This window comes from Nocardioides hungaricus, from assembly GCF_054782915.1.
The window spans coordinates 117,153-143,458 of record NZ_BAAGRO010000019.1; the positions used below are offsets into that span (position 1 = coordinate 117,153).

Genomic DNA, 26,306 nt, shown 5'->3' on the forward strand with positions numbered 1-26,306 from the left:
CTGCCATCACTCACCGGACGACGTTGACCCCGCCACGACCGTGACAGTTATGCTGTCACGATGAAGCTCTCGATGCCGCTGATGTACGACGGGAACCCCCGTCAGGCCGCCGACCAGATCGTCGGGCTGGAGAAGGCCGGGCTCGACCTGGTCTGGGTCGCCGAGGCGTACGGGTTCGACTCCCCCACGCTGATGGGCTACCTCGCCGCCAAGACCGAGACCATCGAGATCGGCGCCGGCATCCTCAACGTCTACTCCCGCACCCCGGGCGCGCTGCTGCAGACCGCGGCCGGCCTCGACAACGTCTCGGGCGGCCGCGCCGTCATCGGCCTCGGCGCCTCCGGCCCGCAGGTGATCGAGGGCTTCCACGGACTCCCTTACGACAAGCCGCTGGGCCGCACCCGCGAGGTCATCGAGATCATCCGGATGGGCCTGCGCCGCGAGCCGCTGACGCATCGGGGCATCATCGACCTCCCGCTCCCCCAGGGCCAGGGCCTGGGTTTGGGCAAGCCGCTCAAGCTGCTCACCCGCCCCGAGCGCGAGCGCGTCCCGCTCTGGGTCGCCGCCCTCGGCGACAGGAACGTCGCGATGACCGCCGAGGTCGCCGACGGCTGGCTGCCGCACCTCTTCCACCCCGAGAAGGCCCAGGGCGTCTGGGGTGACGCGCTCGCCGCGGGCACCGCGAAGCGCTCGGCGGACCTCGGCCCGCTCGAGATCAGTGCCGGCGGCATGGTCGCGATCGGCGAGGGCCCGGACACCAAGGCGCTGCTCGACCTCGTGCGCCCGACCTACGCGCTCTACGTCGGCGGCATGGGCGCCCGCGGCAAGAACTTCTACAACGACCTCGCCTGCCAGTACGGCTACGAGGCCGAGGCCAGGCAGATCCAGGACCTCTACCTCGACGGCAAGAAGAAGGAGGCCGAGGCGCTGGTCCCGACCGAGTGGCTCGAGGCCGGCAACCTGGTCGGCCCGGAGTCCTACGTCAGGGAGCGCCTCGCCGCCTTCGCGGAGGCGGGCGTGACCACGCTGTCCGTCGTACCCGCCACCGCCGACCCGGCCGCCACCATCGCGCAGGTCAAGGAGTGGGTGTCCTGACATGACCGACCGCCCCAGCATCTACGAGCAGGAGCACGAGGACTTCCGCGCCACCGTGCGCGCGTTCTGCGAGAAGGAGGTCGTCCCCCACCACGACCAGTGGGAGCGCGACGGCCAGGTCAGCCGCGAGGTCTGGACGAAGGCCGGCGCGGCCGGGCTGCTCTGCTTCGACGTCGAGGAGGAGTACGGCGGCGCCGGGGTCAGGGACTTCCGCTACAACGCCATCGTGGCCGAGGAGCTGGCCCGGGTCGGCGCGAGCGGCCCGGGCTTCCCGGTGCACAGCGACATCATCGTCCCCTACATCTCCCAGCTCGGGACGCCGGAGCAGAAGCGGCGCTGGCTGCCCGGGCTGGTCGGCGGCGAGATCGTCTCCGCGATCGCGATGACCGAGCCCGGCGCGGGCAGCGACCTGCAGGGCATCCGCACGCACGCCTCCTACCGGCCTGACACGGGCTGCTATGTCCTGAACGGCTCCAAGACCTTCATCAGCAACGGCATCCTCTCCGATCTGGTGATCGTGGTCTGCCGCACCGATCCCGACGCCGGCCACCAGGGCATCTCGCTGCTCGTGGTCGAGCGCGGCATGAGGGGCTTCGAGCGCGGCCGCAACCTCGACAAGGTCGGCATGAAGGCCCAGGACACCGCCGAGCTGTTCTTCGACAACGTCGAGGTCCCGAAGGAGAACCTCCTCGGCGCAGAGGGCTCCGGCTTCGTCTCGCTGATGACGAACCTGCCCCAGGAGCGGATCTCGATCGCCGCGATGGCGGTCGCCGCAATCGAGCAGGTGCTGGACCTCTCGCTCGCCTACGCCAAGGAGCGCCAGGCGTTCGGCAAGCCGATCGGCTCCTTCCAGCACAACCGCTTCGTGCTCGCCGAGATGGCGACCCACGCCCATGTGGCGCGGGTCTTCGTCAACGACTGCATCCTCCGGCTCAACGCCGGCCGGGTCGACACCGCGCTGGCCTCGATGGCCAAGTGGTGGACCACCGAGCTGCAGAAGCAGGTCACCGACGCCGGCGTCCAGCTGCACGGCGGCTACGGCTACATGACGGAGTACCCGATCGCGAAGGCGTTCACCGACGGCCGGATCCAGACGATCTACGGCGGCACGACCGAGATCCAGAAGGAGATCATCGGGCGCAGCCTGGGGATCTGAGGGCGCCCGACGGCTGGCTTCGCTGGGTCAGCGGGCGGCGTAGCGCTGGCGTACGGCTTCGCCGGTGGTGCCGATCGCCTCGCCGAGCTCGCGCCAGGACAGGTGCGCCTCGCGGGCCGTGGCGATGGCATCCGCGAGCTCCTTCTCGGCGGCGGCACGGCGGAACGCCGCGAGCTTGACCGCCATCAGTGGCGGCAGCGGAGCGGCGAAGTCCTCGGCGGTGGGGTCGTGGCCCTCGAAGGCATCGGCCAGCTTGTCGGCGTTGGCGATGAGGTCGGTCAGGGAACGTCGCATGGGGATCACCGCAGGCACTTGGCTCGGGCCGGACGGAGGGCGTGGGCGATGGCGAGCTCGCCACCCCACCAGATCACCACGCCGACCTCGACGAGCGTGCCCGCCCGATCGGGGCCGATGAACATGACCATGTCGTCGTCTTGGCGGACGTGATGGGCAGCGAACCGTAGCGCGTGGACCATGTCCTGGCCGGCCACACCGTGACGGTGGGCCGATGCCAAGATGATCGGCTCGTCAGGGTCATCGCCGGGCATCCTGTCCCGCCTTCCATGTGACAAGATTACTTGTCGCACGACTGCTTTCCAAGCGGATGGGACGGGCCGCGTCCCCGTCGTCCCGCTCGGAGTGCTGGGGCCCTGACGAGGTCCTCCCGTACTCACCCTCGACGGCGAGATCGCCCCGCTGATCGCCCAGCAGCTGGGGGTCGAGGCCGCCGACCTGGCCGAGCTGGCCCGGCACCCGCAGATCCTGGCGATGGCGCAGCAGGCGGTCGACGCCGCGAACGAGCGGCTCTCACGGCCCGAGCAGATCAAGGCCTTCGAGCTGCTGCCGGTGGAGTGGACCGCCTCTACGGGTAGGTCCCCGATAGGGTCGCCGCGTGCTGCGGTCACCCTGGGAGCGGGTCGCCGCCCTGGCGGTGCTGGCCGGAGCCGTCTGGCTGCCGTTCGCGGGGCGGTTGCTGAGCCCTGACGAGGGCGGGCTGCTGATCGTCGCGGGCCAGTGGTCGGGCGGGTCGTCGCTGTACGGCGACTACTTCGTGGACCGGCCGCCGCTGCTGGTCGCGCTGTTCGCGCTGGCCGACGCGCTCGGCGGTACGCCGTGGGCGCTGCGCCTGCTGGGCGTCGCCGCCGTGGTCGCGACCGTGCTGCTCGCCGGCACGGTCGGGCGGGCGGCGTCCGTCTCACCGGTGCTGCCGGCGCTGACCGCGGCGGTGCTCGTCGCGACGCCGCTGTTCGGCGCCACGGTGGTCAACGGGGAGCTGCTGGGGCTGCCGTTCCTCGTCGGCGGGATCGCCGCAGTGCTCGCGGCCGCCCGCTCGGAGCGGTGGCTGGGCTGGGCGCTGCTCGGCGGTGCGCTCGCGGCCTCCGCGGCGCTGGTGAAGCAGAGCCTGCTGGACGTGTTCGTGCTCGCCCTCGTGCTGCTGGTGCTGCGGCGCCGGTGGCGCGCGCTGGGCGGCGTCGCCCTCGGCGCGGCCGGTGCCGTCTGCCTCGCGGTGCTCCTCGCGTCCTGGCGCGGCACCTCGGCCGGCGAGCTGTGGGAGGCCGTCGTGGTGTTCCGCCGCGAGGCCGCGTCGGTCATCGCCGCCTCGGCGACCGGCTCGACCACCGGTCGGCTCGGCGGGCTGCTGCTCGCCCTGCTCGCCACCGGTGCGCCGCTGCTGTTCGTCGCCCTGCTCCGCCGGGTCCGCGGCTCCACGCTGCTGTGGCCGGCGCTCGCGATGCTCGCCTGGGAGCTGGTGGTCGTCCTCTCCGGCGGCAGCTACTGGCTGCACTACCTGATGGGGTTGATCCCCGGACTCGTCCTGCTCACCGCTGCGGCGGCCGGCACCGACCGCCTGCTGCGCACCGCGTACGTCGTGTGCGCGGCCGCCACCGCCGTCGCGCTCGCCTGGGTGCTGGTGCGGCCGATCGAGCGGCCCGAGGAGCCCGCGATCGCCTGGTTGAGCGCCCATGCGCGATCCGGCGACACCGGGGTCGTCGCCTTCGGCGGCGCGAACATCCTGCGCGCGACCGGGCTGGTCAGCCCCTACCCCGACCTGTGGAGCCTGCCGGTGCGCGTGCACGACCCCGACCTGGCCGGGTTCGGCGCCCTGCTCGAGTCCGACGCGCGCCCGACGTGGGTGGTCGTGGCCGGCGCCTCCCTGGACACCTGGGGGGTGGACGCGACCGCGGCCGACCGGGTGCTCGCGGAGCACTACTCCCTCGCGGCCACGGCGGGCGAGTGGACCATCTACCGGAGCGGCGCCTCGTGAGCCGGCGCGCGCCGGCCGTGGCGGCGTACGCCCTGGCGCTGGCGGCGTGGAGCTGGCTCGTCGGCATCCCGAACGACCCTGCCGGGGTGATCGTCTGGATCTGGCTCGGCACGCTCGCGTGGAACGGGCTCGACGACCCGTGGGAGTTCTGGCGGGACTGGTGGCGGCCGCTGCTCCTGCTCGTCGTCTACTGGCTGGTGCGCGGCCTGGCCGACGAGATCGGCATCGCGCCGCACTACTCGATGCCGATCCGGGTCGACGAGTGGCTGTTCGGGCGGGTGCCGACGGTCGCGCTCCAGGAGGCGTGGTGCGGCGAGCCGTGCTCGAAGACGCTGCCGCCGCGCTGGTACGACGCCCTGCTCACCACCGTCTACGCCTCGCACTTCCTCGTAGCGCTGACGCTCGCCGGTGTCCTCTGGGTCCGTGACCGGCTCGAGTGGGCGCGCTGGCTGCGCCGCTACGTCACGCTGCTGTTCTGCGGGCTCGCGGTCTACCTCGTCTATCCGATGGCCCCGCCCTGGATGGCCGCGCGCGACGGCTACCTCGACCCGGTCGTCCGGATCACCAGCCGTGGGTGGTCCGAGATCGACCTGCACCGGCAGACGATGGTGATGTTCGGGATGGGCAACAAGGTCGCCGCGATGCCCTCCCTCCACGCCGGCATCGCCTTCCTCGTGGCGTTCTGGCTCATCACCCGGCTGCGCTCACCCCTGCGCTGGCTGCTGCTCCTCTACCCGCTCGCCATGACGCTCGCCCTCACCTACTTCGCCGAGCACTACGTCGTCGACGCGATCGCCGGCGCCGCGCTCGCGCTGCTCGTGATGGTCGGCGTCGGGCGGTGGGAGCGACGACGCGCCGCGTAGCCGTCAGTCCCGCACCCAGACGGAGACGTGGCCGGTGCTCTCCGAGCCGAACGGCGTACGCCGCCAGTCGGCGTGCCGCGCCTCGAGCCGCATCCCGGCCAGTCGGGCCATCAGGTCGAGCTCGGCGGGCCAGGCGTACCGGAACCGGCCCGCGCCGTACCGCACGGTGCCGTCCGGCTCGTGGCGGTAGTGGTGCGACACGCACCCCTGGGTGGCGAGGTCGAGCTCGTCGAAGACGAGGTGCGACGAGCCCACCGAGCCGACGGCGACCGACTGCCCCTCCGGCAGCCTCCGCAGCTGGGGCACCCACAGCTCGACGACGAAGCGCCCGCCGGGCACCAGGTGCCGGGCCGCGTTGCGGAAGCACTGGACCTGCTCGTCCTGGGTGCGGAGGTTCGAGATGCTGTTCCACACGAGGTAGACGAGCGAGAACTCCCCCGGAACCGTGCTCGTCGCCATGTCGCCGACGACGACCGGGATCTCCCCCGGCCCCGCCTTCGCCCGCAGCCGCTCGACCATGGGCTCGGAGAGCTCGATGCCGGACACCGGCACACCCCGTGCGGCCAGCGGTACGGCGACCCGACCCGTCCCGACGGCGAACTCGAGGGCCGGACCGCCGTCGGCCACCTCCGCCAGGAAGTCGACCGTCGGATCCAGCACCTCGGGTCCGAACATCTCCACGGAGTCGGCGTCGTACCGCTCCGCCGTCTCCCGGTCCCATACGTCGCTGCTGACCATGGACCGACCGTGACCCACGCGCGGAGGCGGTGTCGAACGGTTTACGCCTCGGCGCACGGCATGGCCCCGCCGGCCGGGGTGAACCGTGGTCGACCGAGGCCGGCGGGGTCGGGGTGTTCGAGTCGGTCAAGGACCTCGACGCCAAGTTCCCCAACGCCAAGCTCCGTGACTGCATCGAGGGCTGGAACAAACGCGCCCACCCATTCATCTGGACCAACACCGCAGACGACATCCTCAAGAAGGCCAACCCTCCAACAACTTCACATCCGCGCCACAGATCCGCCGCGACCATCATCCGTAGTGCCTCACGTAGGAATGCCCGCGAAACCGGGGGCGGGCAGGAGGCTTTGATCCGGGAGCCTCCCGCCCTGCTCTGCTGGTCGCTCAGCGCTGAGTGCCGCAGGAGCGACGTAAACTGCATCGTCGTGAGTGAATCGAACGATCGTGCAGTGCGCTTTGTCATGTACACGACCCCCTGGTGCGGCTACTGCCACCGGCTGAAGAGCCAGCTGGACCGAGAGGGCATCGCCTACGACGTCGTCGACATCGAGCAGGACCCGAGCGCGGCCGAGATCGTGGAGTCGGCCAACAACGGAAGCCAGACGGTGCCGACGCTGGTCTACGCCGACGGCACCGCGCAGACGAACCCGTCGCTCGCGCAGGTCAAGGAGAAGCTCGCCGCGCTGGCGGGTTGAGGTTGCGGGTCACCACCGGCCGGGCAGCGGCCCGCCGTACCAGTGCTCGACGAGTGAGCGGCTGATCGAGACGCCGCCGGGCAGGACGAGCGTGCCCGCCTCGGCGAGCTCGCGCATCTCGGCGCGGGTGAACCAGCGCGCGTCCTCGATCTCGTGCCGGTCGACGGTGACGTCCGTGGTCACCGCGCGGGCGACGAACCCGACCATCAGGCTGGCCGGCAGCGGCCAGGGCTGGTTGCCGAAGTACTCCACGTCCCCGACGACCACGCCGACCTCCTCGAGCACCTCGCGGCGTACGGCGTCCTCCAGCGTCTCGCCGGGCTCGCAGAAGCCCGCCAGCGTGGAGTAGCGGCCCTCCGGCCACACCGACTGGCGGCCGAGCAGGCAGCGCTCGTCGGCGGAGCCGGGCTCGCCGGAGGCGACGACCATGATCACCGCCGGGTCGGTGCGCGGGAACTGGGTGTGCCCGTTCGCGCAGGCCAGCTCGTGGCCCGACCGACCCGGGCTCAGCGGCTCCCCGCAGCGCGGGCAGTAGCGGGTGGCGAACAGCCACTCGGCGAGGCCCAGTGCGTGGAAGACCAGCGGCGCGCTGGCGAGCGCGTCGTCGGCGAGGTGGGGCAGCAGCCCGCGCAGCGGTGTCCACTCCCCGTTCGCCGCGGCCGTCGAGACCTCCGCGCCGACGATCACCGCGAACCAGGCGCGGCCGTCGTGCTCGCCGAGCAGCACCCGCAGCCCGTCGGGGGCGTCCTGGGGCGGGACCCAGTCGATCGCGCCGTCGCGCGGCCGGATCCGGGTGCCGGACACGACGAGCACCCGGGTCTCCGGATCGGCCCAGCGCCCCTCGAGCCAGGCGTCGTCCGCGCGCCGCTGGGCGGTGCGGTCGTGGGGGTTCGCGGCCAGCCGCTCGTGCGGATACGTCACTCCTCGGACCCTAGCCGTAGGGTCGGGACGCGTGAGCACGCACATCGGCGCCCGGCCCGGCGACATCGCCCCGCTCGTCCTCCTCCCCGGCGACCCGCTGCGCGCGAGGTGGATCGCGGAGACGTACCTCGAGGACGCGCGGCTCTACACCGAGGTGCGCGGCATGTACGGCTACACCGGCACCTGGCGGGGCCACCGGGTCTCCGTGCAGGGCTCCGGCATGGGCCAGCCGTCGCTGGCGATCTACGTCACCGAACTGTTCCGCGAGTACGACGTGCAGGCGGTCGTCCGGGTCGGCTCCTGCGGCGGGATGAGCGAGAAGGTCGCCCTCCGCGACCTCGTCATCGCCTCCGGGGCGTGCACCGACTCCTCGATGAACCGGATCGCGTTCGAGGGCCTCGACTACGCCCCGGTCGCCGACTTCGACCTGCTGCGCCGGGCCCACGCGGCCGCCGGCGACCGCGCCGGCGTGCACGTCGGGCTGATCTACAGCACCGACTCGTTCTACCCGGCGCGGCCCGAGCTCACGGCCCGCCTCGTGGACCACGGGGTGCTGGCCGTCGAGATGGAGGCCAGCGCCCTCTACACCCTCGCCGCCAGGCACGACCGCCGTGCGCTCGCGATCTGCACCGTCTCCGACCACCTCGTCACCGGCGAGGAGACGTCGTCGCACGAGCGGGAGCAGACGTTCGGCGACATGGTCGAGATCGCGCTGGCGGCCGGGACGGCCGGCGAGGACTAACCACCGGCCGGCGGGCGTTGACCCGGCGTGGAGATCCTCGACGCCGTCGTCATCGGGGCCGGCCAGGCGGGCCTGTCGGCGTCGTACCACCTGAAGCGGCGCGGGATCGCGCACGTCGTGCTGGACGCGGACGCCGCGCCCGGTGGAGCGTGGCGGCACCGCTGGGACTCGCTGAGCATGCGCGACGTGCACGGCGTCGCGGCGCTGCCGGACTCGGCGGCGCCCGCGGACGAGGCTGGGCGGGCGAGCGTCGTGGTGCCGGCGTACTTCGGCGCCTACGAGCGCGAGCACGACCTGCCGGTGCTGCGGCCGGTGCGGGTCGACACGGTCACCGGCGACGGCGACCTGCTCGTCGTGCGCGCCGGCGACCGCGGCTGGACCACGCGCACGGTGGTGAACGCCACCGGGACCTGGTCGCAGCCGTACGTGCCGTACTACCCCGGCATCGAGACCTTCGGCGGCGAGCAGCTGCACACCCGGCGCTACCCCGGGCCGGAGCACTTCCGTGGCAGGCGGGTGGTCGTGGTCGGCGGCGGCGCCTCCGCCGTCCAGCTGCTCGGCGAGATCGCGCCGGTCGCCGCCGACACGCTCTGGGTGACCCGGCGACCGCCGGTGTGGCGGAGCGAGGAGTTCACGCCGGAGGCCGGCCGCGCGGCGGTGGCGCTGGTCGAGGAGCGGGTACGCCGCGGGCTCCCGCCCGCCAGCGTGGTCAGCGTGACCGGGCTGGCGCTGCGCGAGCAGGAGCAGGCGGCCGCGCGGCTCGGGGCGTACGAGCGGCGGCCGATGTTCGAGCGCATCGAGCCGGGCGGCGTACTCCTGCCGGACGGGTCGCGGTGGGTGGCCGACGTGATCGTGTGGGCGACCGGGTTCCGGCCCGCGGTCGCCCACCTCGCGCCGCTGCACCTGCGCTCGGCGCACGGCGGCATCCGGCTCGACGGCACGACCGCGGTCGCGGACCGGCGGGTGCAGCTGGTCGGGTACGGCCCGTCGGCGAGCACCATCGGCGCGAACCGGGCCGGCCGGGTGGCCGCCCGCGGCGTCGCCGCCTGGCTCGATCAGACCGAGAGCATCGCCTCGAGCGCCTGACGGTCCGGCAGGTCGGCGGGCTCGACGACCTCGCCGGTGCGCACGTAGTAGAACGCCGCGCGCACGCGGTCCAGGGGTACGCCGTGCAGCTCGGCCCAGGCGAGCCGGTAGAGCGCGAGCTGGAGCGGGTCGGCGGTGGCCGCGCGGTTGGTCTTCCAGTCGACGACCAGGTAGCCGTCGCCTTCCGGGGTGGACTCGGCGTAGACCGCGTCGATGCGGCCGCGGACGACCTGGCCGGCCCCGCCCGGATGCCGGAGCACGAGCGCGAACGGCGCCTCGACCTGGTGCGGCGTGCGGGTCGCGAACGGGCCGGCCTCGAAGGTCGCGATCAGCTCCTCGAGGTCGGCGCCGTCGTCGATGCCGGCGTCGGCGCGGCCGGGCAGGTCGCCGTAGTCGAAGAGGTCCTGCTGGCCGAACCGCGCCTCCACCCACGCGTGGAAGCGGGTGCCGAACCGGGCGGCCGACGACGGCGGCCGCGGCATCGGCCGGGCCAGCTCGCGGGCGAACGTCTCGGGGTCCTCGCGCAGGCGGCCGAGCGCGGTGGCGGACAGGCTCGACGGCAGGGGTACGGCGAGGTCGGTGCCGCGGTCGCGACGGGCCTCGGCCACCAGCCGCTCGAGCTCGGCGTCCCACTCCGCGACCCGGGCGGCCTCGACCACGTCCAGCCCGGCGTCGGCGGCGGCCGGGTCGGCCGCGCGGACCCGGCGCGCGGCCTCGATCCGCAGCGCCGCCTCGCGCCCGGTGCCGGTCGCGGGCCACGGGCGGGACGGGTCGACGGCGTCGTAGGGGTTGGGGTCGCCCCTCGCCGGTCGCTCCAGCCAGCCGGCCGGCTCGCCCCAGGCCTCGAGCCGGTCGCGGACCACCTGCTGATAGGCCGACGGGCCGAACGGGGTGGCCCGCGGGCTCCACAGGTAGGAGGTGACGGACAGGCGGCGGGCGGCACGGGTGAAGGCGACGTACCCGAGCCGCAGCTCCTCCTCGGCGTCGTGGTCGCGGGTGGCGGCGCGGTAGGCGTCGAGCGCCGCCTTGTCGTGGCCGGCGAGCTGCGGCAGGTCGCCGGCGTCGCCGCGCAGCGGCGCCGGGAGGATCGCGGGCGAGGAGGTCCACAGCGTGCGGGACCGGTTGGACGGGAAGCGGGTCTCGCAGACGCCCACGAGGAACACCGAGTCCCACTCCAGGCCCTTGGCGCGGTGGACGGTGAGCAGCTTGACCGAGTCGGCCTCGGTCGGGGTGGCGACGTCGAGGCCGTTGCCCTGGTCGTCCTCGGCGGTGAGGTAGGCGAGCAGCGCGGGCAGCGTGACGTCGCCGTCGACGGCCTGGAAGTCGGCGACCGCCTTCACGAACAGGTCGAGGTTGTCGCGGCGGGCCGACGCGGCCGGGCTGACCGCGGACGCGAGCTCGACGTCGGTGCCGCTGGCGTCGACGATCCGGCGGACGACGTCGAGCAGGGGCTCGCCGACGTGCGTGCGCAGCGCGCGGAGCTCGGCGGAGAGCAGGGCGAACCGCTCCAGGGCCTCCGCCGAGTACGGGTGCCTCCCCGGGTCGGCGAGGGCGTCGTCGAGCGACGGGAGCTCGGCCGGGTCGATGCCGTCGGCGATCTCGAGGAGCTGGTCGGCGACCGAGGCGGCCGTCGCCCCGCGGCCCCGGTGGCCGGAGATCTCGACCGCGCGCCGGCTGAGCAGTCGGAGGTCGCGCGGCCCGATCGCCCAGCGCGGCCCGGTGAGCAGCGTCAGGAGGGCGGCGTTCGCGGTGACGTCGTGCAGCAGGTGGAGGGTCGCGACGATCTCGGCGACCTCGGGCAGCCGGAGCAGTCCGGAGAGGCCGACGATCTCGACCGGGATGCCCGCGCCGGTGAGCGCGTCGAAGACGTCCTCGGCGTGCGCGTTGTCGCGGGTGAGGACGCCGATCCTCGCCCAGCCCCCCTGACCCGGTCGAGCCTCGTGCGCCTCCCGCACCGCGCCGGCCAGCCAGGCGAGCTCGTCGGCATGGGTCTCGAAGACCCGCGTCGTCACCGTGCCGGTCTCCGCCTCGGGCGCCGCGACCAGCGGCTCGACCTGCCCGTATCTCTCGTGCAGCGGCGCCGCGAGCCGGTTGGCGACCTCGAGGATGCGGGCGTCGGAGCGGCGGTTGACGGTGAGCGGGTACGTCGGGACGGGGCGGCCGCCCGCGGCCGGGAAGGTGTCCGCGAAGTCGAGGATGTTGGAGACCGAGGCGCCGCGCCAGCCGTAGATGGCCTGGTTGGGGTCGCCGACCGCGGTGACCGGATGGCCGCCGGAGAACAGCCGGGAGAGCATCGCGGCCTGGGCGACCGAGGTGTCCTGGTACTCGTCGAGCAGCACCACCTTGAACCGCGAGCGCTCCAGCTCGCCGACCTCCGGCTGCTCGCCGGCCAGCCGCGCGCCGAGCTCGATCTGGTCGGAGAAGTCCATCAGGCCCAGGTCGCGCTTGAGCCGGCGGTAGGACTCGACCAGGCCGAGCAGCTCGGCGCGGCGGTCGATCGCGGAGATCGCCCGCTCGAGGGCGTCGCGGTAGGTCACCCGGTCCTTGCCGGCGACCTCGTCGGCCAGCGCGCGCTCGAACCCGGTCCGCGCCTCGGCGTCGAGGGCGCGCACCGCCTCGGGGCCGACGAGGTGCTCGCTCATCGCGCTGTCGAGGGCGAGGAGGTTCTGGATCACGGTCTCGGGATGGTCGGAGAGGAGCCGGACGTCGCCGGTGTGGCGGTCGACCGCGCGGGCGCCGAGCTGGTAGCGGGCGGCGTCGGTGATGACGCGGGTGTCGGGCTCGTGGCCGATGCGCAGGCCGTGGTCGGCGAGCAGGCCGGCGGCGTACGCGTGGTAGGTGGCGACGGTGGGCTCGAGGACGTCCTCGCCTTCTCCCGGCTCGTCGAGGGCGCCCGCCGCCTCGAGCGCCTGCCGGATCCGCTGGCGCAGCTCGCTGGCGGCCTTGGTGGTGAACGTCAGCCCGAGCACCTCGTCGGGGCGGGCCTGGCCGGTGACGACGAGGTAGACGACACGGGCGGCCATCAGCGTGGTCTTGCCGGACCCGGCGCCGGCGATGACGACCGCGGGCGCGAGCGGCGCCGAGATCGCCGCCCACTGCTGGTCGCTGGGGGCGTACGGCGTGCGCATCACCTCCGCGAGGGCCTCGGGGGTGTCGATGCGGCGGCTCACCGGCTGGTCACCGACCCGGCGCTCCTGATCGGGCAGACCGCGACGAAGCCGCAGTCGCGGCAGTGCTGGCCGGCGACCGCCGGGAACGTCTCCGCGCGCAGCAGCGCGGCGGCGTGGCCGAGCCGGAGGCGGAGGTCGTCGCGGGCCGGGCCGTCCTCGGGCTGGGCGTCCTGGGCCTGGACGACCGCGGTCTCTCCCCCGTCGGTGAGCCCGAGCTGGACCAGCTCCGCGCCACCGGCGCGGGCGCCGGGGGCGAGCTCGGCGACGGCGCCGTGGTCGACGGCGTACTGGTAGAGCCCGAGCTGGACATGGCCCTCGACGGACCTGTTGGTGGGCTTGGTGCGGCCGGTCTTGAGGTCGACCACGACGACGTGGCCGTCGGCGTCGAGCTCGATCCGGTCGGCGTACCCGCTGATCCTCACCTGGTCCCCGTCCTCGAGCGCGACGACGGTCGTGAACGGCGCCTCGGTGGCGAGCAGCTCGCGCGGGTTGGCGAGGTGCCACCGGAGGAAGCGGCCGATGGCCGCGCGCACGCGGTCGTGCTCGCGCGCCTTGGACCACGGCGTGCGGAAGTCGAGGCGGTCCCAGACCGCGTCGACGTGCTCCATGAGGACGTCGACGGCCGGCTCGAGCTCGCCGACGGCGACGCGCTGGGCGAGCGCGTGGAGCAGCTCGCCGAGGTTGGCGGACTGGTGGGCGCGCGCGACGCCGCCGGCCTCGCGCTCGAGGAACCACCGGGTCGGGCAGACCGCGACCGCGTCGAGCACGCTCGCCGAGACCGGCACCGGCTGGTCCGGGTCGCGGATCGGCTCGACCGACCGGGTGGCCGCGCGGGTGCCCCACCAGCTCGACGGGTCGGCCGTCCGGACCTCGGGCGCCAGCCGGGCGAGCCGCCGGGCGGCGGCCTCGCGGAGCGGCTCGGAGGCGTCGGGGTCGGCGACCGTGCGCCGCAGCTCGGCGACCAGGCCCGCCAGCGACAGCGGCCGGGGCGGGCGCCCGACCACGCGCTCGACGGGGACGCCGAGCTCGTCGAGGAACCGGGACGGCTGCTCGCCCTCGTCGTCGGGCGAGGCCACCGCGGTGACGACCAGCCGCTGCCGGGCGCGGGTGCAGGCGACGTAGAACAGCCGCCGCTCCTCCATCAGCAGCTCGCGCGCGGTCACCGGCGAGACGATGCCGTGCTCGCCGATCCGGTCGGCCCGGAGCAGCGTCGAGCGGCGGCGAAGGTCGGGCCAGCCGTCCTGCTGGACGTGGGCGACGACGACCAGCCGCCACTCGAGCCCCTTCGAGCGGTGCGCGGTCAGGAGGCGTACGGCGGCGCCGCGGGCGCCCCGCTCGGCGAGCGTGTCGGCGGGGATCTGCTGCTGCACGAGCGTCGCGAGGAGGGCCCGGACCCCGACGTGGTCGCGCTGCTCCTCGGCGCGCGCGGCGACGTCGAACAGTGCGCAGACCGAGTCGAGGTCGCGGTGCGCCCGCCGGGCGGCGGCGCCGCCGAGATCGACCGACCGGCGCAGCCGGGCCGGCCAGCCGGTGCGCGACCAGAGCGTCCAGAGCAGCTCCTCGGCCGAGGCGCCGGCGCGCATCTCCTCCCCGGCGTCGAGCAGCAGCTGGGCGAGCGCCCGCGCGCGGACCACCTCCGGACCGTCGAGCCCGTCGAGGAACCCGGGGGTGGCGATCGTGGCGCGGACCAGTGCGCGCGAGGCGCGCGGGGTGCGCCCCTCGGCCCGGCTCTGCTCCCTCTCGCGGGCGCGCAGCCGCCGGGCGAGGCGGCGCAGGTCGCCGGCGTCGAGGCCGCCGAGCGGCCCGAGCAGCAGCGCCTCGGCACGGGCGTGGTCGACGTCGTCGATCTCCACGACGGCGCGCAGCGCGTCGAGCAGCGGGAGCACGGCCGGGTCGCGGACCAGCGGCACCTCGTCGCTGGCCACCTCGACCGGCACCCCGGCGGCGCCGAGCGCGCGGCGCAGCGGCGGGATCGAGGTGCGGCCGGAGCGCACCAGGACCGCCATCTGGTCCCACGGGACGCCGTCCTCGAGGTGGGCCCGGCGCAGCAGGTCGGCGAGGTGCTCGGCCTCGGCTCGCTCGGTGTCGAAGGTGCGCACCAGCACGCGGCCCTCGCCGAGGTCGCCCGGCTCGGCCTCGGGCGCGAGGAACGCCGAGCGCGCCTCCTCCGGGATGCTGCCCGGCAGCCCCAGCCGGCCGGCCACCCGTTGCGCGGCGACCAGCAGCCGCGGCCCGAAGCGGCGCGTGGTGCGCAGCGCGACCACGCCGGCCGGGGCGCCGTCCGCCCGCGGGAACGCGGTGGGGAACTCGAGGATGCCGCGCACCTCGGCCCCCCGGAACCCGTAGATCGACTGGTGCGGGTCGCCCACGACGACCAGGTCGCGGCCGTCGCCGGCGAGCGCCCGGAGCAGCGCGACCTGGCCGGGGTCGGTGTCCTGGTACTCGTCGACGAACACGGCCCTGATCCGCGCCCGCAGCTCGTCGCGGTGGGCCTCGGCCTCGATCGTGGCGCGGCGGATCAGGTCGGCGTAGTCGGTGGCGCCCTGGGAGTCGAGGTTGGTGAGGTACTGGTCGAGGAAGAGCCCCGCGGCGACGTACTCCGGCAGGCCCTCGGCCTCGCCGAGCGCCGTCAACCCGGCGCCGTCGAGGCCCTTCTCGCGCGCGCGGGACAAGACGGCGTGGACCTCGCGCGCGAAGCCGCGGGTGCCGAGCGCGCGGGCCAGCGACTCGGGCCAGGCGACCGACTCGGGGTGGTCGGTGAGCAGCTCGCGGAGCACGACGTCCTGCTCGGGCGCGGAGAGCAGCCGCAGCGGCGCCTCGTAGAGCTCGGCCGGCGAGTAGCGGCGGATCAGGGCGTAGGCGAAGGAGTGGAACGTCGAGCTCGGCGGGGTCGACATGGTGCGGCCCAGGCGCGCGGTCACGCGGTCGCGGAGCTGCTCGGCGGCCTTGCGGGAGAACGTCAGCGCGAGGACCTCGTCGGGCCGCGCGCCACGGCGGTCGATGCGGTCGACGATCGCCTCGACCAGCGTCGTGGTCTTGCCGGTGCCAGGCCCGGCGAGCACCAGCAGCGGCCCGCCGGGGTGGTCGACGACCCGGCGCTGGTGCTCGTCGAGCTCGTCGAGCTCGGGGACGACCGTGGCGACGTGCGGCCGCACGAGGCGGTACGTCGTCGGGGTGGCCGTCATGCGGCCATTCGACCACTCCGCGCCGACATCGCACGGCAATGGCCCGGTGGGATGGGTCGGTCGGTAGCGTGCTGGCATGACCGAGGGACCGCTCTCCGACCTGCTCGTGCTCGACCTGACCCGTGCTCTCGCCGGCCCGCACGCCGCGATGATGCTCGGCGACCTGGGCGCGCGCGTGATCAAGATCGAGTCGCCGGCCGGCGACGACTCGCGGGGGTGGGGGCCGCCGTTCCTCGGCGAGGGCGAGGACCGCGAGTCGACGTACTTCATGTCGGCCAACCGCAACAAGGAGTCGCTGGTCCTCGACCTCAAGTCCGACGAGGATCGCGATGTCCTCGCGAAACTGGTCGAGCGGGCCGACGTGCTGATGGAGAACTTCCGGGTCGGGGTGCTCGACCGGCTCGGCTTCCCGGTCTCGCGGCTGCACGAGCTGAACCCCGGCCTGGTGGTGCTGTCGATCACCGGCTTCGGGCACGACGGCCCCGAGGCGCAGCGCGCCGGCTACGACCAGATCGCGCAGGGCGAGGGCGGGCTGATGTCGATCACCGGCACCGAGCAGCCGACCAAGGTGGGCGTGCCGATCGCCGACCTGGTGGCGGGGATGTACGGCGCGTACGGCGTCCTCGCGGCGCTGCACGAGCGCTCGGCGACCGGCCGGGGGCGCGTCGTCCGCACGTCGCTGCTGGCCGGGATGGTCGGCGTGCATGCGTACCAGGGCACCCGCTGGACCGTCGGGGGCGAGGTGCCCGGTCTCGCGGGCGACCACCACCCGTCGATCTCGCCGTACGGCATGTTCGCGACGGCGTCCGCGCCGATCCAGATCGCGTGCGGCTCGGAGAGCCTGTGGCGCGCGCTGTGCGCGGCGTTCGGGTGGGACCCGGCCGAGTCCTCCTTTGCCACCAATGCGCTGCGGGTCGCGAACCGGCCGGCGCTGACGTCGCGGATGGAGGCTCTCTTCGCCGGCGAGCCCGCCGAGCACTGGCTCTCCCTGCTCTCGGACGCCGGCGTGCCGTCGGGCAAGGTGCGCTCGATGGACGACGTCTACACGTGGGACCAGACGCTGTCGCAGGGCCTGCTGCTCTCGGTCTCTCATGCGACCCAGGGCGAGCTGACGCTGCCGGGGTCGCCGCTCCGCTTCGACGACAACGCCTACTCCGGGGGGCGGTCCTTGCACGCGGCACCACCTACGCTGGGCCAGCACAACGAGTCGATCCGGGCGTGGCTGGACTCGCCGGGCTCGGTCGACTCGGTCGACTCATGAGGGCCGGCCTGCGGATCGCGCTGGACGTCGTCGTCCGGGTCGCCGCCCTGCTCGCGGTCGACCTGTTCTTCGGCTGGCTGGTCCTCGACGTGATCAGCGACGCCGAGGACGCCGACATCGGCGGCGGCATCCTGGTGATGCTGCTGATCGCCGGCGCCGCGGGCCTGATCGCCGCCTGGGACGGCTGGCGGTCCGGGCTCCCCCGGGCGCTGCTCGTGTGGTGCCTGGCCTCGCTGCTCGGGGGCGCGATGCTGGTCGTGACCCCTCAACTGCTCGACGGCGAGCTCGACCTCCGGGTGGTCGACCTCGTCGATCCGTTCTGGACGCTGTGGGTCGCGGTCCCCGCCTGCCTCGGCGCGGTGCTGGGCAGGACCCTCCCGTCGCGGCGGCGCCCGTGACCCGCGACTGGCACGAGTGGCACCGGGGGTACGACGACCCGGCGTCGTCGCTCTCGCGGCGGCTCGCGACGGTGCGGTCGTGCCTGCGGTCGCTGCTGGCCGGGGCTGACGGGTCCGACGGGGCCGACGGGCCGCTGCGGCTGGTCAGCATCTGCGCGGGCGACGGGCGGGACACGCTGCCGGTGCTGGACAGCCTCTCTGTCGAGGTCACCGGCGTGCTGGTGGAGCTGGATCCCTCGCTCGCCGCGCGGGCTCGTGCCGTCGCCCCCGCCGGGATCGAGGTCCGGACGGCGGACGCGGGCACCACGGCGTCGTACGCCGACGCCTGTCCGGCCGACGTCTTCTTGGCGTGCGGGGTGTTCGGCAACGTCACCGACGAGGACATCGCGCGCACGGTCGCGGCACTGCCGTCGCTGCTGGCGTCGGGTGGTCAGGTGATCTGGACGCGCGGCCGTGCGGTGCCGCAGGACCCGACGACGTACGGCGGCGACCCCGCCGACCTGGTGCGCGGTCTCTTCGCCGAGGCTGGCTTCGAGGAGGTGTCGTTCGTCCGCCCCTCCGACGCGGGGTTCCGCGTCGGCGTGCACCGCTGGCCGGGGCCTGCGGGTGTGCCGGAGCCGGGCCAGCGGCTGTTCGACTTCGTCTGACGCCAGGACCTCGACGCTTCCCCACGGCTCTCGGTCGATGCCAGGGCGCCCCCGGGACCGACTCAGGCCCCCGACAGCCTCAGGGCGCGCTGGTTGTCAGGGGCTTCCTGACGTTGTCAGGCGTTGCAACCCCTGACAACGTCAGGGATCCCCGGCTGACCGGGGATCCATCCCGACAACCGCTCACCCCAGGTCGACGATCGCCGCCACCGGGCCGCCCCCGTCGGGGCCCTGGTGGGCGGCGGAGACCGAGACGAAGACGGCCGGGTCGCCGGTGACGGCCGCGGTGACGCCGCCGACGCAGGACTTGATCTGGCGGTGCCAGTGCACGTCGGAGTCGTCGAGCATCGCGTTGCGGCGGCCGCGGACGATGCCGTCCTGGGAGACCTCGCACTTGAGGAACACGTTCACCAGCCGGCCGTCCAGGTCCGAGCTGTGCGGGCGCTCGGGCAGGTCGAGGCCCGCGGAGCGGATCGCCTCCCAGATGCCGTCGGCGTCCAGGGCGTCGTTCATCACCGAGTGACCGATCCGGTAGCGGCCGCCGACACCGGTCGCGTTGCCGACCACGACGACCTGCGCCTGGTCGAGCTCGACGCCCGAGGAGCACGAGGCGACCGAGGAGTAGAGCGACCGGTCGTGCATGACGTCCGCGTCGGTCGGCATCTCGATCTCGCCGAGGGCGACCGCGATGCCGAGCGCGGTGCAGCCGTTGGAGAGGTCCATCGACTCGTGGGTGTGCTCGGTCCACACGGTCTTGCCGCGCGACTTGGCGTCGCGGATGGTGTGCACGGTCAGCAGCGGGGTCTTGGTCTGCACGTAGTGCACGTCCGCCGGGTCGGTGATCCCGGCCCGCTGCATGGCCACGCGAACCGCGTCGGCGACCTTGGACACCATCGCGACCCGGCCGATGTCCTCGGGCAGCAGCCGCTCGCTCATCGCGAACCCCACCGTCAGCCGCGACTCCTCGGTCGGCTCGTAGGCGCCGTCGGGGACGGTCGCGAAGATCGTCGCGTGCGGGCTGATCACGCCGTCGGTGCCGCCGGACCACACGATCGGGACCTGCCGGACCGCGTCCGGGTCGGCGCCCTTCTCCACGAGCACCTCCCGGAACGCCCGGTCGGCGATGATCCGCGTGTAGTCGTTCACCCCGCCGTTGCCCTCGGTCTTGCCGATGATCGCGATGACGCGCGCGGCCTCCATCACCCCGTCGTCGATCAGCTTCGCGAGCTCGCTGGCGTCGGCGACGGAGTGGATCGGCACCTTGCGTACTTCGATGGCGCTGGGCATGGGCTTCCTTTCAGTTCGGTACGACGACGGTCCCGCCGTCGCCGGAGATCGCGGAGGTGATGTGGTCGAGGTCGGTGATGACGGCCCGCGCGCCGCCCTGCTCGACGAACCGGCAGGCGGCCTCGACCTTGGGGCCCATCGAGCCACTCGCGAAGTGCCCCTCGCTGCCATAACGGCGCAATTGCGCCGTTGTGACAGTGCCCAGGGGCTCCGCGGACGACGTGCCGTAGCGCAGGACCGCGTGGGGCACGTCGGTGCCGATCACCAGGACGTCCGCCGAGACGGTCCGGGCGAGGAGCGCCGCGCCGAGGTCCTTGTCGATGACGGCCTCGACGCCGCGCAGCGAGCCGTCGGGGTCGCGGACGGTCGGGATCCCGCCGCCGCCGTTCGCGACGACCACGAAGCCCGCCTCGACCAGGGTCCGCACCGCCGGCGCGTCCAGGATCTCCAGCGGCTCGGGCGAGGCGACCACGCGCCGCCACCCCCTCTCGCCGCGGTCCTCCCAGGTCTCGCCGTGCTCGATCAGCACCGCGGCCTCCTCGGCGGACAGGTAGCGCCCGATCGGCTTGGTGGGCCGCGTGAAGCCGGCGTCGGCCGCGTCCACGAGCGCGCGCGTCACGACGGCGGCGGTACGCCGCTCGACCCCTCGCGCGGCGAGCGCGGCGTCGAGCGCGTTCATGAGCACGAAGCCGAGCGTCGCCTGCGTCTGGGCGCCGCACCAGTCCAGCGGGACCGGCGGGACGACGGAGGCGGCGAGCTCGTTCTTGACCAGCAGGTTGCCGACCTGAGGGCCGTTGCCATGGGTGACGACCACCTCGACGTCGCGCCGGAGCAGGTCGGCGACCGCGGCCATCGCGACCCCGGCGGCGGCGATCTGGTCCTCGGGGCGGGCCCGGCCGTCGGCGTTCGTCATGGCGTTGCCACCGAGCGCGAGCAGGACCCTCATGCCCACGAACCTAGTGACCCGGCCGGCCCGGTGCTTCGGCAGGAGTTGCCAACAGAGTCGGGCTCAGGCGAGCACGAAGTACCGGAGCCACACGTAGAGCCAGGCCACGACCAGCGACGCGGCGGTCACCACGAGGCCGTACTTGGTGAACTTCCAGAAGCTGATGTGGTGACCGGCCTTGGCGGCGATGCCGAGCACGACGACGTTGGCGGCCGCGGCGACCGCGGTGGTGTTGCCGCCGAGGTCGGCGCCGAGCACGAACGCCCACCACAGCGGGCTGCCGGAGCCGGCGTTCGGCGAGGCCGCGACCATCTGGTCGACGATCGGCACCATCGCGGCGGTGTAGGGGATGTTGTCCACCAGCCCGCCGATGATGCCGGAGCCGAAGAGCAGGGTCGTCGACGCGAGCAGCTCGCGCTCCCCCATGGTGTCCGCGGCCCAGCGGCCGACGTCGCCGATGATGCCGACCTCGACCAGCCCCCCGACGAGCACGAAGAGCGCCATGAAGAACGCCAGCGTGGTCCACTCGATCTCGGCGAGGAACTCCTCCGGGGTCGCCCGCCCGACGACCACCATCGCCCCGGCGCCGAGCATCGCCACGATGGAGGGGTCCAGGTCCAGCACCGTGTGCAGCCCGAACGCCGCCATCACGATCGCCAGCACGACCAGGCAGCGCACCAGCCGGCGGACGTCGGTGATCGCGTCGGCCGGGCGGATGTCGGCGATGTCGTTGAGGGGCTCGACGGCGAGGTCGCGGCGGAAGAGCAGCCGGACGAGGAACACCAGCCCGGCGATCAGCACGACCGTGATGGGCAGCGAGTGGATCAGGAAGTCGTTGAAGCTCAGCCCGCCCCTGCTGGCGATGATGATGTTGGGCGGGTCGCCGATGAGCGTCGCCGTACCGCCGATGTTCGAGGCGAAGACCAGGGTGATCAGGTACGGCACCGGGGAGAGGCCGAGCCGCGCGCAGACCGAGAGCGTCACCGGCGCCACGAGCAGCACCGTCGTCACGTTGTCGAGGATCGGCGAGACCGACGCGGTGATGAGGATCAGCAGGGTCATCAGCCGGGTGGGGTTGCCGCGCGAGGTCTTCGCCGCCCACAGCGCCAGGAACTCGAAGAGCCCGGTGTGCTTGAGGATCCCGACGATCACCATCATCCCGAAGAGCAGGAAGATGACGTTCCAGTCGATGCCGGTCTCGGGGGAGAAGAACGCGCTGTCGGCGTCCACGAGCCCGATCGCGGTCATCGCGGCGACACCGCCGAGGGCGGCGGCCACCCGGTGGACCTTCTCCGTGGCGATGAAGGCGTAGGTCACGGCGAAGATCGCGACGGCGGCGAGGACGACGGTGCTGCTCATGCTGCTCCCTTCCGGAGCTGGGCGTACCAGCCGGCCAGGCGGCCGGCCTCGCTGACGGCCTGGAGCCGCCGTTCGATCGCGGCCCGGTCGTCCCGGGCGGCGGCGACCAGGACGTGGTCGCCGGCGCGCAGCACGGTCGCCGGGCCGGGCGTGAAGACCTCGCCGCCGCGCAGCACCAGTGCGATCGCGGCGCGCGGGGGCAGCCGCAGCTCGGCGACCTCGACCCCGGCCAGCCGCGACTGCGGCGCGACCGAGAACTGGAGCAGCACCGCGTCGACGTCCTCCAGCGGCGCGGACTCGATCGCGACCGCCCGCGGCCGGTGCTCGACGGCGGCGCCGAGCCGGCGCGCGACCCACGGCAGCGTCGGCCCCTGGACGAGCGTGAACACCACGACGAGCAGGAAGACCACGTCGAAGATCCGGTTCGCGCCCGGGAGGCCGGCGGCCATCGGGATGGTCGCGAGGACGATGGGTACGGCGCCGCGCAGCCCCGCCCACGAGACGAACGCCTGGTCCCGCCAGGGCACGCGGAACGGCGTCGCGCAGGCGAGCACCGACAGCGGCCGCGCGACCAGGGTGAGCGCGCCCCCGACCACGAGCGCGTAGGGCAGCGCCTCGATCAGCCGGCCGGGGCTGACCAGCAGCCCGAGCATCACGAACAGCCCGATCTGCGCCAGCCACGCGAGCCCCTCGACGAAGCTCGCGGTGGTGCCGCGGTGCGGGAGGTCGGAGTTGCCGAGCGTCAGGCCGGCGACGTAGATCGCCATCAGCGCGCTGGCACCCGCGACCCCGGCGACGGCGAAAGCGAGGAAGGCGATCGCGAGGGTCGCGACCGGGTAGAGCCCGGACGCCGGCAGCGCGCTGCGCGCCAGCACCCAGCGCCCGGCCCGGGCGACGAGGAAGCCGACCGCGACGCCGAGCACGAGCTGGTACCCGATCCGGCCGAGGATCCCGAGCCCGTCGGCGTCGGTCCACGCGCTCGACGCGACCACCGTGACCAGGATGATGACCGGCGGGTCGTTGAAGCCCGACTCCGCCTCGACGGTCGCCCGCAGCCGGGCGCGGATCGGCAGCCGCCTGAGCACGGCGAAGACCGCCGCCGCGTCGGTCGAGGACGCCACCGCGCCGAGCAGGATCGCGGTCCGCAGGTCGACGTCCAGCACGGCGTACACGAGCGAGGTGGTGACCACGACGGAGATCGCGACCCCGACGGTGGCGAGCACGGCCGCGAGCGGCGCGACCGGACGGACCGTGCGCCACTCGGTGGTGAACCCGCCCTCGGCGAGGATCACCGCGAGCGCGACCGCGCCGAGCACCTGGGCCAGCTCGGCGTCCTCGAACCGGATGCCGAGCCCGGCCTCGCCGATCGCCAGCCCGATCGCGAGGTAGAGCAGCAGGCTGGGCAGGCCCGCACCGGTGGAGATACGAACCGCCGCGACCGCGACCAGCACCAGCCCTGCCACCACGAGCAGGACGGCGTTGAGGTCAGCGGGATCCATGGAGCGAGACGTCCACCTCGACCAGCGCCAGGTCGACGACCCGGACCCCGTGCTCGTCCACGGCCGCGCCCACCGCACGGCGGAGCGGCCGCGTGGTGACTGCCGCCGAGTGCGTGATCTCGGCCGCCGACCAGCCCGCCACGGCGCGGGCGATCGTCTCCTCCGCGGCCAGCTCCGCCGCCGGCCAGGGATCGGCGTACCGCGTGCCCACGACCGGTCGGGGGAAGGACACGGTCGCCTCTGCCAGCACGAGCACCGGTACGCCGTCCCGGGTCGTGGCCCGCGCGTGGACGGGCACCTCGCACGGGTCGTGGGCCTCCTCGACGAACCGCTCCACCAGGGGCAGCCGCCAGGCCAGGCCGCGGGGGTGCACCCGGCGGACGACGCCCCGGCGCACCACGGCCACCCACCGCCCGCGCCGGACCCGGCGGACCAGGTACGTCGTGGGCGTCATGTCTCGAGTCTTCTGGCTGCGCCGGCCGGGCTGAATGGGGGCTGGCACCCATCTGCCGCCGCCCGCGCGCGTGCGAGGCTGACCGCGTGCGGTTGTACTGGAGGGTCGTGCTCATCAACGGCGCCGTGCTGCTCGTCGCGACGCTGCTGCTGGTGCTCGGCCCGTTCAGCGTGTCCCGCCACCCGGTGATCTCCGAGGTCGCGGTGCTCGGCGCCGGCCTCGCGGTGATGCTGGTCGCGAACGCGCTGCTGCTGCGCGCGAGCTTCCGCCCGGTCGAGAAGGTGGTGGCGGAGTACGACGCGATGTTCGCGCGCCTGGAGCGCGAGCGCGCCGCCGGCGACGCCCGGGCGCTCGCCGCGCAGGAGGAGGAGCGGCGCCGGATCGCCCAGGAGCTGCACGACGAGGTCGGCCAGCAGCTCACCGTCGTCCTGCTCGGGCTCAAGCGGCTCGAGCAGGACACCCCGCCGGAGCTCGCCGAGGAGGTCGCGCTGCTGCGGCAGAGCGTGCGCGAGGGTCTCGACGACGTACGCCGGGTGGCCCGGCAGCTGCGGCCCGGCGTGCTCGACGACCTCGGCCTCACCAGCGCGCTGGCCTCGCTCACCAACGACTTCGCCGGGCGCAGCCCCGCGAGCGTGCGGCGCAGCGTCGCGCCCGGGCTGCCGCCGCTGACGCCCGAGGCGGAGCTGGTCTGCTACCGGGTCGCCCAGGAGGCGCTGACCAACGCGGCTCGGCATGCCGAGGCGACCGCGGTCGTGCTGTCGCTGAGCCGGGTCGGCGACCGGGTGGTGCTCGAGGTCGCCGACAACGGGCGCGGGTTCGACCCGGCCGCCGACGGTGCCGGCCTGCGCGGCATGCGCGAGCGGGCCCGGATGGTCGGGGCCGACCTCGCGATCGCCAGCACGCACGGCGCGACCGCCGTACGCCTCTCGGTGCCGGTGGCCCCATGACTCCCGCACGGATCCTGCTCGCCGACGACCACGCCCTGGTGCGTCGCGGCGTCCGGCTGATCCTCGACCGCGAGCCCGACCTGACCGTGGTCGCCGAGGCCGGCGACGGGTGGGAGGCCGTGGCGCTGGCGCGGGAGGTCGAGGTCGACCTCGTCGTGCTCGACATCGCGATGCCGCGGATGACCGGGCTCCAGGCCGCGCGCGAGATCGGGCGGCGTACCTCCCGCGGGCCTGGTCCGAGGATGCTGATGTTGTCGATGCACGACAACGAGCAGTACTTCTTCTCCTCCCTCAAGGTCGGGGCGTGCGGCTACGTGCTCAAGTCGGTCGCCGACGAGGACCTGGTCGCGGCCTGCCGGGCCGCGCTGCGCGGCGAGGCGTTCGTCTACCCCGGCGCGATGAGCGCGCTGGTACGCGACCACCTCGACCGGATGCGGCGCGGCGAGCGGGTGCCCGAGACCGTGCTGACCTCACGCGAGGACGAGGTGATCAAGCTGATCGCCGAGGGGCTGTCGTCGAAGGAGATCGCGCAGGCGCTGACGATCAGCGTCCGCACCGTCGAGCGGCACCGGGAGAACATCCTCGCCAAGCTCGGCATGCGCGACCGCACCCAGCTCACCCGATACGCGATCCGGGCGGGGCTGATCGAGCCCTGACCGGGCCCTGGGGAGCACTGGTTGTCAGGCTTTGCCTGCCCTTGTCAGGGGTTGCAACGCCTGACAACGTCAGGGATCCCCGGCTGACCGGGGATCCATCCCGGAGCCACGATCCCTAACGACCACCCGCGACGCGCAGCGTCGTGCCGGTGACGTACGACGCCGCGTCGCTCATCAGCCAGGCGATCGCGTCCGCGACCTCGTGCGGCTCCCCGACGCGGCCGAGCGGGATCAGCGGGCCGACCCGGTCGATCCGGCCGGGCTCGCCGGCGTCGGCATGGATCGTGGTCCGCACGATGCCGGGTGCGACGCCGACCACGCGGACGCCCTCGTCGGCCACCTCCTGGGCCAGGCCGACGGTCAGCGCGTCGACTCCGGCCTTGGCGGCGGCGTACTGGACGTACTCGCCCGGGGCGCCCAGTGTCGCCGCGCCGGAGCTGACGTTGACGAGGACGCCGCCGCTGCCGCCGTACGACGTGCCGAGCGCGCGGACCGCGGCGCGGGCGACGAGCAGGGCGGAGGTGAGGTTGAGGTCGACGGTCGCCTCGATGACCGCGGGCGGCGTCTCGGCGAGCCGGCCGATGTGCAGGGTCGCGCCGGCGTTGTTGACGACGCCGGTGATCCGGCCCGCCGCCTCGAACAGCCGGTCCACCCCGGCCGACTCGGTGAGGTCGGCCCGGACGAGCAGGCAGCGGGCGCCGGCGTCCTCCACGGCGACCCGTGCCTCCTCGGCGGCGCGGTCGTCGCGGGCGTAGCCGAGCACCAGCTCGTGGCCGTCCCGCGCCAGCCGCAGCGCGGTCGCCGCACCGATGCCGCGGGTGCCGCCGGTGACCAGCGTGCGGGCCCTCAGGGAACGGGCGGTCTGACTCGGGCACACGACGACGAGTCTGGCACTACGCTCGCACCGACCCCCATCCGGCTCGGGACCGCACAGG

The 26,306-nt window shown here is 73.9% G+C and carries 24 protein-coding genes; 12 read left to right on the top strand and 12 right to left on the bottom strand.

Features of this window, described 5'->3' with window-relative positions:
- Positions 1-60 precede the first annotated feature (60 nt).
- Positions 61-1,095 carry an LLM class F420-dependent oxidoreductase gene (locus ACYVKX_RS08150; RefSeq protein WP_460830517.1) on the top strand — a complete coding sequence of 345 codons (1,035 nt, stop codon included), beginning with the start codon at positions 61-63 and terminating at the stop codon, positions 1,093-1,095.
- A 1-nt stretch (position 1,096) separates the two neighbouring features.
- Entirely contained in the window at positions 1,097-2,251 is a 1,155-nt protein-coding gene (locus ACYVKX_RS08155) for an acyl-CoA dehydrogenase family protein (RefSeq protein ID WP_460830520.1), read from the top strand.
- A 27-nt stretch (positions 2,252-2,278) separates the two neighbouring features.
- Here the strand turns inward: ACYVKX_RS08155 and ACYVKX_RS08160 are convergent, their stop codons facing one another.
- Both ACYVKX_RS08160 and ACYVKX_RS08165 read right to left on the bottom strand, forming a co-directional pair.
- Complete coding sequence (locus tag ACYVKX_RS08160) at positions 2,279-2,545, bottom strand: hypothetical protein (RefSeq protein WP_460830522.1); 267 nt, start codon at positions 2,543-2,545, stop codon at positions 2,279-2,281.
- 5 nt (positions 2,546-2,550) lie between these two features.
- The gene (locus tag ACYVKX_RS08165) at positions 2,551-2,742 is read right to left on the bottom strand and encodes a hypothetical protein (protein WP_460830524.1); all 192 of its coding nucleotides are present in this window, start codon (positions 2,740-2,742) and stop codon (positions 2,551-2,553) included.
- A 401-nt stretch (positions 2,743-3,143) separates the two neighbouring features.
- Here ACYVKX_RS08165 and ACYVKX_RS08170 point away from each other — a divergent pair, with 401 nt between their 5' ends.
- Together ACYVKX_RS08170 and ACYVKX_RS08175 are read left to right on the top strand one after the other, a co-directional pair.
- On the top strand, positions 3,144-4,517 hold the full coding sequence (locus ACYVKX_RS08170; protein WP_460830528.1) for a hypothetical protein: 1,374 nt from the start codon (positions 3,144-3,146) through the stop codon (positions 4,515-4,517).
- On the top strand, positions 4,514-5,380 hold the full coding sequence (locus ACYVKX_RS08175; RefSeq protein ID WP_460830530.1) for a phosphatase PAP2 family protein: 867 nt from the start codon (positions 4,514-4,516) through the stop codon (positions 5,378-5,380). The genes ACYVKX_RS08170 and ACYVKX_RS08175 overlap by 4 nt, the downstream gene beginning before the upstream one ends.
- Positions 5,381-5,383: 3 nt before the next feature.
- Here ACYVKX_RS08175 and ACYVKX_RS08180 read toward each other — a convergent pair whose 3' ends face one another.
- Complete coding sequence (locus ACYVKX_RS08180; protein ID WP_460830532.1) at positions 5,384-6,118, bottom strand: class I SAM-dependent DNA methyltransferase; 735 nt, start codon at positions 6,116-6,118, stop codon at positions 5,384-5,386.
- Positions 6,119-6,579: 461 nt separating this feature from the next.
- Here ACYVKX_RS08180 and ACYVKX_RS08185 point away from each other — a divergent pair, with 461 nt between their 5' ends.
- On the top strand, positions 6,580-6,813 hold the full coding sequence (locus tag ACYVKX_RS08185) for a mycoredoxin (protein WP_460830980.1): 234 nt from the start codon (positions 6,580-6,582) through the stop codon (positions 6,811-6,813).
- Positions 6,814-6,822: 9 nt separating this feature from the next.
- On the opposite strand, the gene nudC is transcribed toward ACYVKX_RS08185, so the two are convergent.
- On the bottom strand, positions 6,823-7,734 hold the full coding sequence (gene nudC, locus ACYVKX_RS08190; RefSeq protein ID WP_460830535.1) for an NAD(+) diphosphatase: 912 nt from the start codon (positions 7,732-7,734) through the stop codon (positions 6,823-6,825).
- A gap of 31 nt (positions 7,735-7,765) precedes the next feature.
- Here nudC and deoD point away from each other — a divergent pair, with 31 nt between their 5' ends.
- Positions 7,766-8,476 carry a purine-nucleoside phosphorylase gene (gene deoD / locus ACYVKX_RS08195; protein WP_460830539.1) on the top strand — a complete coding sequence of 237 codons (711 nt, stop codon included), beginning with the start codon at positions 7,766-7,768 and terminating at the stop codon, positions 8,474-8,476.
- A 27-nt stretch (positions 8,477-8,503) separates the two neighbouring features.
- Entirely contained in the window at positions 8,504-9,562 is a 1,059-nt protein-coding gene (locus tag ACYVKX_RS08200) for an NAD(P)-binding domain-containing protein (RefSeq protein ID WP_460830541.1), read from the top strand.
- Here ACYVKX_RS08200 and ACYVKX_RS08205 read toward each other — a convergent pair.
- Positions 9,532-12,732, bottom strand: a complete 3,201-nt coding sequence (locus ACYVKX_RS08205) for a UvrD-helicase domain-containing protein (RefSeq protein ID WP_460830545.1) — start codon at positions 12,730-12,732, stop codon at positions 9,532-9,534. The two genes, ACYVKX_RS08200 and ACYVKX_RS08205, sit on opposite strands and share 31 nt — an antisense overlap.
- Positions 12,729-15,917 carry an ATP-dependent helicase gene (locus ACYVKX_RS08210; RefSeq protein ID WP_460830548.1) on the bottom strand — a complete coding sequence of 1,063 codons (3,189 nt, stop codon included), beginning with the start codon at positions 15,915-15,917 and terminating at the stop codon, positions 12,729-12,731. Before ACYVKX_RS08210 ends, ACYVKX_RS08205 begins: the two co-directional genes overlap by 4 nt.
- Positions 15,918-15,993: 76 nt before the next feature.
- Here ACYVKX_RS08210 and ACYVKX_RS08215 point away from each other — a divergent pair, with 76 nt between their 5' ends.
- From ACYVKX_RS08215 to ACYVKX_RS08225, 3 genes are read left to right on the top strand one after another with little or no spacing between them, the layout of a single operon-like run.
- A complete protein-coding gene (locus ACYVKX_RS08215; protein ID WP_460830550.1) occupies positions 15,994-17,178 on the top strand; it encodes a CaiB/BaiF CoA transferase family protein in 1,185 nt (394 codons plus the stop codon).
- Positions 17,175-17,576, top strand: coding sequence for a hypothetical protein (locus ACYVKX_RS08220; RefSeq protein ID WP_460830553.1), 402 nt, complete (start codon positions 17,175-17,177; stop codon positions 17,574-17,576). The genes ACYVKX_RS08215 and ACYVKX_RS08220 overlap by 4 nt, the downstream gene beginning before the upstream one ends.
- Entirely contained in the window at positions 17,573-18,223 is a 651-nt protein-coding gene (locus ACYVKX_RS08225) for a class I SAM-dependent methyltransferase (protein ID WP_460830555.1), read from the top strand. The genes ACYVKX_RS08220 and ACYVKX_RS08225 overlap by 4 nt, the downstream gene beginning before the upstream one ends.
- A 183-nt stretch (positions 18,224-18,406) precedes the next feature.
- Here the strand turns inward: ACYVKX_RS08225 and bar are convergent, their stop codons facing one another.
- The 5 genes from bar to ACYVKX_RS08250 all read right to left on the bottom strand — a co-directional run bounded on the left by bar (position 18,407) and on the right by ACYVKX_RS08250 (position 23,768).
- A complete protein-coding gene (gene bar / locus ACYVKX_RS08230) occupies positions 18,407-19,510 on the bottom strand; it encodes a barbiturase (RefSeq protein WP_460830557.1) in 1,104 nt (367 codons plus the stop codon).
- 10 nt (positions 19,511-19,520) lie between these two features.
- Positions 19,521-20,456, bottom strand: coding sequence for a carbamate kinase (locus tag ACYVKX_RS08235; protein WP_460830561.1), 936 nt, complete (start codon positions 20,454-20,456; stop codon positions 19,521-19,523).
- Positions 20,457-20,519: 63 nt separating this feature from the next.
- A complete protein-coding gene (locus tag ACYVKX_RS08240; protein WP_460830564.1) occupies positions 20,520-21,815 on the bottom strand; it encodes an ArsB/NhaD family transporter in 1,296 nt (431 codons plus the stop codon).
- The gene (locus tag ACYVKX_RS08245) at positions 21,812-23,314 is read right to left on the bottom strand and encodes a potassium/proton antiporter (RefSeq protein WP_460830568.1); all 1,503 of its coding nucleotides are present in this window, start codon (positions 23,312-23,314) and stop codon (positions 21,812-21,814) included. Before ACYVKX_RS08245 ends, ACYVKX_RS08240 begins: the two co-directional genes overlap by 4 nt.
- Positions 23,301-23,768, bottom strand: a complete 468-nt coding sequence (locus ACYVKX_RS08250; protein ID WP_460830571.1) for an SPFH domain-containing protein — start codon at positions 23,766-23,768, stop codon at positions 23,301-23,303. Before ACYVKX_RS08250 ends, ACYVKX_RS08245 begins: the two co-directional genes overlap by 14 nt.
- 86 nt (positions 23,769-23,854) lie before the next feature.
- Between ACYVKX_RS08250 and ACYVKX_RS08255 the strand changes: the two genes are divergently transcribed.
- Positions 23,855-24,715, top strand: a complete 861-nt coding sequence (locus ACYVKX_RS08255) for a sensor histidine kinase (protein WP_460830574.1) — start codon at positions 23,855-23,857, stop codon at positions 24,713-24,715.
- Positions 24,712-25,371, top strand: a complete 660-nt coding sequence (locus ACYVKX_RS08260) for a response regulator (protein WP_460830576.1) — start codon at positions 24,712-24,714, stop codon at positions 25,369-25,371. The genes ACYVKX_RS08255 and ACYVKX_RS08260 overlap by 4 nt, the downstream gene beginning before the upstream one ends.
- A 115-nt stretch (positions 25,372-25,486) precedes the next feature.
- On the opposite strand, the gene ACYVKX_RS08265 is transcribed toward ACYVKX_RS08260, so the two are convergent.
- On the bottom strand, positions 25,487-26,248 hold the full coding sequence (locus ACYVKX_RS08265) for an SDR family oxidoreductase (RefSeq protein ID WP_460830578.1): 762 nt from the start codon (positions 26,246-26,248) through the stop codon (positions 25,487-25,489).
- Positions 26,249-26,306 lie beyond the last annotated feature (58 nt).